The organism is Aestuariibacter sp. GS-14 (genome assembly GCF_006494365.1).
Taxonomy (GTDB): domain Bacteria; phylum Pseudomonadota; class Gammaproteobacteria; order Enterobacterales; family Alteromonadaceae; genus Alteromonas; species Alteromonas mangrovi.
On sequence record NZ_VHIP01000014.1, the window covers coordinates 120,788 to 126,811 of the forward strand.

Annotated in this window: 4 protein-coding genes; 3 read left to right on the forward strand and 1 reads right to left on the reverse strand. The window is 43.1% G+C overall.

Annotated features, from left to right (window positions below; translation table 11 throughout):
- The first annotated feature begins 7 nt into the window (after positions 1–7).
- The 3 genes from rfbB (at position 8) to FJ444_RS17965 (ending at position 4,995) form a co-directional block, all read left to right on the forward strand.
- Complete coding sequence (gene rfbB, locus FJ444_RS17955) at positions 8–1,093, forward strand: dTDP-glucose 4,6-dehydratase (protein ID WP_140960650.1); 1,086 nt, start codon at positions 8–10, stop codon at positions 1,091–1,093.
- 254 nt (positions 1,094–1,347) lie between these two features.
- The gene (locus FJ444_RS17960) at positions 1,348–3,201 is read left to right on the forward strand and encodes a hypothetical protein (RefSeq protein ID WP_140960652.1); all 1,854 of its coding nucleotides are present in this window, start codon (positions 1,348–1,350) and stop codon (positions 3,199–3,201) included.
- A gap of 27 nt (positions 3,202–3,228) precedes the next feature.
- Positions 3,229–4,995, forward strand: coding sequence for a glycosyltransferase (locus tag FJ444_RS17965; protein ID WP_140960654.1), 1,767 nt, complete (start codon positions 3,229–3,231; stop codon positions 4,993–4,995).
- On the opposite strand, the gene FJ444_RS17970 is transcribed toward FJ444_RS17965, so the two are convergent.
- Positions 4,985–5,752 (reverse strand): hypothetical protein, encoded by a 768-nt coding sequence (locus FJ444_RS17970; RefSeq protein ID WP_140960656.1) that lies wholly within the window; start codon positions 5,750–5,752, stop codon positions 4,985–4,987. The genes FJ444_RS17965 and FJ444_RS17970 overlap by 11 nt on opposite strands.
- Positions 5,753–6,024 lie beyond the last annotated feature (272 nt).

The following is a 6,024-nucleotide window of genomic DNA, read 5'->3' on the forward strand; positions in this document are numbered from 1 at the left end:
AAATAACATGACAGCAAAAACCATTATTGTTACCGGCGGCGCAGGCTTCATTGGCTCCGCTGTGGTACGTCACTTAATTAACGACACCGAGCACTCGGTAGTCAATCTCGACAAGCTCACCTACGCGGGTAATTTAGAGTCGCTTAAAGAAATCGACCAAAGTGAGCGTTATCACTTCGAACAAGTGGATATCTGCGATGGCCCGGAAGTGAAACGCGTTCTGGACACCTACCAGCCTGACATCATTATGCACCTGGCAGCAGAGAGTCACGTAGACCGTTCCATCGATGGCCCGGGCGAGTTTATTCACACCAACGTAGTAGGTACTTACACGCTGTTAGAGCAAGCGCGTAGCTACTACGCCACGTTAAGCGATGATAAAAAAGCCGGATTCAAATTCCACCATATTTCCACCGACGAAGTGTACGGCGATTTACCGCATCCGGATGAAGTGGAAGCCGGTACAGCGCTGCCTTTGTTCACAGAAGAAACGTCGTATGAGCCAAGCTCGCCATATTCTGCGTCCAAGGCGGCATCCGACCATTTGGTTCGCGCCTGGTTGCGCACGTTTAAACTGCCTACGGTCGTCACCAACTGCTCAAACAACTATGGCCCGTATCACTTCCCGGAAAAGCTGATTCCGCTGATGATACTCAATGCGTTAGCAGGTAAGCCGTTACCGGTGTACGGCAAAGGCAATCAAATCCGTGATTGGCTGTATGTAGAAGACCACGCCCGCGCATTAGTGGTAGTGGCTACCACCGGTGCCATTGGCGAAACCTACAACATTGGTGGTCATAACGAAAAGCAAAACATCGATGTGGTACACACCATTTGTGACATCCTCGATACAGTCAAACCCAAAGCACAAGGCAGCTACCGCGACCAAATCACCAGCGTAGCTGACCGCCCGGGCCACGACATGCGCTATGCCATTGACGCCAGCAAAATTAAAAGAGAATTGGGCTGGGTACCACAGGAAACCTTCGAATCGGGCATTAAGAAAACTGTGGAATGGTATCTGAACAATGAAGCCTGGTGGAAAGCGGTGTTAGACGGCAGTTATCAGGGTGAAAGGTTAGGTGCTGTTTAGGGCTCAGATTAATGCCGCTGTCGCAGCTTCGCTAAGGTTTTTAATAATTGTAATTGTGCCTGCATTCGGAGTCTGACTTCGAGTGTGAGGCCGGTTACTTGATATGCATATTGTTAACATCTGCCAAAGAACCGTTTTAAGCGAACGATTATACTCAACCATGTGATAGTGATACTATCCAGTTGTTTTATTGCGCCGACTCTGGCGCATTTTTGTTTAAGACAGTATATGAACGGACAGACAGTCACTTTTTCATGAAAATTGTTATTCATTTTGGCCCACCCAAAACAGGTACTTCAACAATACAGCACTGGCTGGTTAATAATGCGCAATTATTAGGTGAACGTGGGGTTTATTATCCAGGGCATAAAGTTGATGAAAATGGAGTGAGTTCAGGAAATTTAGAGTCATTGTTTGACACGTGCGGAAATGGATTTCTTTTTTCGCATACTAAGTTTCTGAAAGAGGTTGCAAGAGCCGAACAGAAAAAGGCACATACACTGCTTTTTTCGTCGGAGTTTTTTATGCGGCAACTTTCTGTTATTGCCGAAGCAATCCCAGATGCATCTTTTTTGGGATTTGTTAGATTTCCACTCGACACGCTTGAGTCAACTTATAACCAAGGTGTTAAACGTAACGCTAATCCACAACCATTTTCAGTCGGTACTCATCCCAGAGCGCCTATTTTCGATATTGTTGCGGATGCTGTGAAGCGCATTGGTAAAAACCGCTTTGAATTGTTACCTTTTGAAAAATCATTTTTTGTAGATGGCGACCTTACTAAAACGTTTTTAGCTAAGTTGGGACTTGATGTTGATGTAATGATAACCCCGAAAACCGTTAACACTTCGTATTGTTTTGAAGCGTTGGAAGTAAAACGATGGTTTAACGGCTACCAATTTCAACTAATTGATTCCCCATTAGATAAATTCCTACAGGGCTATACAAAAGGCACAAGCAAGTTTTCCCTTATACCGCCTGAAAAATTCGAGTTGATTAAAGAGCATTACCTTGCAGTAACGAAAGAATTCTCTGATGAAGTGGGCTTGTCACAAAGCGAACACTTTATAAGATTGCAGCGTGAAAAGCCGCAAAAGCGTTACATAACTCAACAGCTTACTCCCGAGATATTTGAGCCGGTGATTCAAGACTGGCTCGAAACGCGCCCCAGCGCAGCCGAACTGTTGCGCCGTTTTATTACTCAGGTTACTCCAAATAGCCCGGCAGAACAGGTGTACTTCGACATTATACGTAAGGCTATTCCTGCTTCTCGCAGTTTAAAAGCTTTCGTTTCTGGCTTGTCCGAGAATAGGTCATCAATTAAAGCTGTTTTAAACACCTTGAACGTGAAGGCGTTTGCCTCCTTTCGTAGAAATGGAATGAAAAAACTTAGCGTACGTTCGGCATTAAATCAGCGTGAGTTTAACAATGCTACAGGTTCACTTCCTGTGCATCAAAAAGTAGAGTGGATATCACATCACATACCAAAAACGGCTGGTCCATCAATGCGGAAGTTGTTAGAGCAGGCGTACGACACCGACGCAGTCTATTGTATCAACAAAGGAAGTGGTACCGCTGAACTCTCTAGAGGCAATAGCATCTGGCTACCCGCAAATGTAAAAGCGATTCATGGGCATTTTCGAACCCATAGAAACCATCAGCAGTTTTTTCCGAATGCGAAACGTGTAGTTTGGATTCGAGACCCAATCGAACGAGCATGGTTATTGTTAGGTCGTTTACTTGAGATAAAAGAAAATGATCAGTTATATAGCAGACTAAAATTCCGATACATCGACAAGGGAATTACTGACAAGTCTGAGTTATTCAGAGCATGGTTGCTTGATAGCGAACTAAACTCTCCTCTATTCACGTATTCACAATACTTCCGAGAGGTTGGCATTGAAAAGTTTGATTTCGTTGGCTCAATACATACCATGGAAGAAGATTTAACCAGGCTATCAGAAATGTTGAATATTCAATTAGATGTTATACATAGCAATGCTTTGGATGACGGAATTGAATTACCTCCAGAAATCAGACAATTGGAATCATACTTGGAGAAAGAGTATGCGATTGTTGGTACATATTTAGAAAAAAGTAGTAGGTAAGCTGCAATGTCATTAAGACGATATTCCATGATGACTCTCAAATTTGGTATAGGAATGATCCCTAAGCCTCTGAGAGACTTGGCTAAACGAAATGCTGCACTTACTTCTTTTTATAGTCACTCTTTACAAAAGTCGGGCCTGTTTTATGGATTTCCTAGCAAAAAGAAACTACAGGAACTCTACTCGCATACGCTTTCCTATCAAGCCATTTTTATTGAACAGTTCGTTTCAGAACAGCCTGTGGTAAATCAACATTTTCACGTTGTAATACGCGCCTACAAACATTCAAATATTGTTACGACACTTAAAAGTCTGTTGATTCATAAAGACTACGTTTCTGATATTACGATAATCGGTGAGGTAATTTCAGAAAAAACTATCAGCGATGTTTGTGCTTCAGTATTCAATGTGAGTGTCTATAACAGTTTCCAACATTGGGATGTTAGAAAAGGGCTAACTCAGGTTGTTTTTATCAACTCCGGCGATACGCTGCATCATCGCTTTTTCGACGTATGCAGCAGAGTAGATAATCAGGGTTTGTTATATGTCGATACTGACTTTGTAAATCTCTCCGGAGAAAGAGAAGATGCCAGATTATTGCCTGACTGGAATCCCTACCTTCAAATGAGTAGTCATTATATAGCTACGGGCATTGTTTTAAATATAGAAAAGTTGCGCAGTTTACTGATACGGTCGCTTGGCAAAGCCTCTACTATTGCATCTTTAATCAATGTACTAGCTAATGAACAATCTGAGTTACCAATCAGCCATATAGCACTTTCATTAGTACACCATACGAACAATAAGACACGCTCAGCACTTGAATCTAAAGAGACTTCAAAGTACTTAAATGAAAAGTACGATGCTGTTAGCAAGAGAAATAAAGATACCGAAACACTGGCCATTCAATGGCCCCTAACCAAACAGCCTTTGGTATCACTCATCATTCCAACCAAAAACGCTAAAGCCTTGGTGAAGGACTGTATTGAGTCTATCCTCACCAAAACAACTTATAATAACTACGAGATTATTCTTGTAGACAACAACTCAGACGAGCAGGCAAGTCTCGACTATTTTGATGAGCTTAACCAACACCCCAAAATTACACTGCTGAAATACCCACAGCCTTTTAACTACTCGGCAATCAACAACTTTGCCGTAAAGCAGTGCAAAGGTGAGGTGATTGGGCTGGTCAACAATGACATTGAGGTGATTACTCCCACTTGGCTTGACTTCATGGTAGGCCATGTCATGCGCGAAGACATAGGCTGCGTAGGTGCCAAACTGCTTTATTCGGATGGGCGCGTGCAACACGCAGGTGTAGTAATGGGCTATGGCGGTGGCGCAGGTCACGCACATAAGTATTTTCCCCGTTACCATCCCGGATACCTAAATCGCTTGATTGCCACCAATAACTTTTCTGCAGTCACGGCCGCTTGCTTATTAGTAAAAAGAACACACTACGAAGACGTAAACGGCTTAAACGAGAAAGACCTTACCGTAGCATTCAATGACGTCGACTTCTGTTTGAAAGTGAGGGAGCTTGGAGTACGGAATTTATATTGCGCAGAAGCTGAGCTTTACCATCATGAGTCAGTGTCCAGAGGACTTGATGTAAGTAAAGAAAAAATGGCACGGTTTAATCGTGAGCTGGCTTATCTGAAGGAGCAGTGGGGCCACATAATTGAACATGACCCGGCTTACAATCCTAATTTAACGTTGCGGCATGAAAACTTTGCAATTAAAGACGAAAAAGAAAGGCGCGAGGAAGCCCGCAAATCCGCTAAGGCTTAACGGTTTCCTTTACGTCATCTTCATGTGCGCCGCCATTTAAGGCATATTCTTTTAACTTTTCACTTTCTACGCCAGCTTGCTGAGCAGTTTCTAAAATCCTACGAACCTGCTCGCGCTGGCCAGCCGATTCCCTTACTGCAGTGGTTACAACCGCTTCTGCTCTTTCAGGGAAAATGGCGAGCAATGCATTCACTACATATTCACCAACCACCGGTACGGCCTGGATGGCCGATGCTAAAATGTCTACCAGCTCATTGGGATGTTCTTCCGTAAGGGTTTGCACAATCGTATCAGCCGAATCAGGTTCGGTAAGCACGGCAACACGAACTATGTCTTTTAATTCTTCCGGGCTGGAATCAGCAGCTGCGCCAACCACGAAATCTACGTAACTAGGATCGGCCTCTATAGCGAGTTGTACTATATTAGGGCAGGTGGTGACTTCTTTATTTATTGCGATCTGTACAATTTTGGAGGTGGCAGTAGGCTGCGCCGAAATAGCGGCGTGGATAATTTCGCGATAATCGTTTGGATACATGTCCAGTGCAACAGATACAATTGTTTCCGCTTCCTGGGGATAGTTGCTGGTTATAGAGCGCACAGCACGACCAACAGACATGCTTTGATTAACCTGGCGCTTAATAAAATCCTGCAATACTTTATTTTCTATTTCTACTACTGTGTTATTTTCTATCGCCATTACAGTATGGCTGGCTAACATTAATAGAGAGCCCAGGATACAGCCGCAACTACGTTTCATGATCAAACCCTACTTCTTCTTAGGTTTATAGCATTTTAGGTTTTTAACTTAACACTTAGCTAAAATTTGAGCAGCTAAGGCATGAAAAGTTCAAAAAAAACTTACAAATTTGTCGTATTGATTACAAAGTATCCATTCGAACAAAAAAATACAAGAAATTTTAGGTATGGGTGTTGACCTTTAATTATAAATCTCTAAAATGCGCCCCACTTCAACGGGGAACGCCGAAAAGCAACTTCCCGGCATAAAGCGAAAGCCTTATGTGAAGCGGT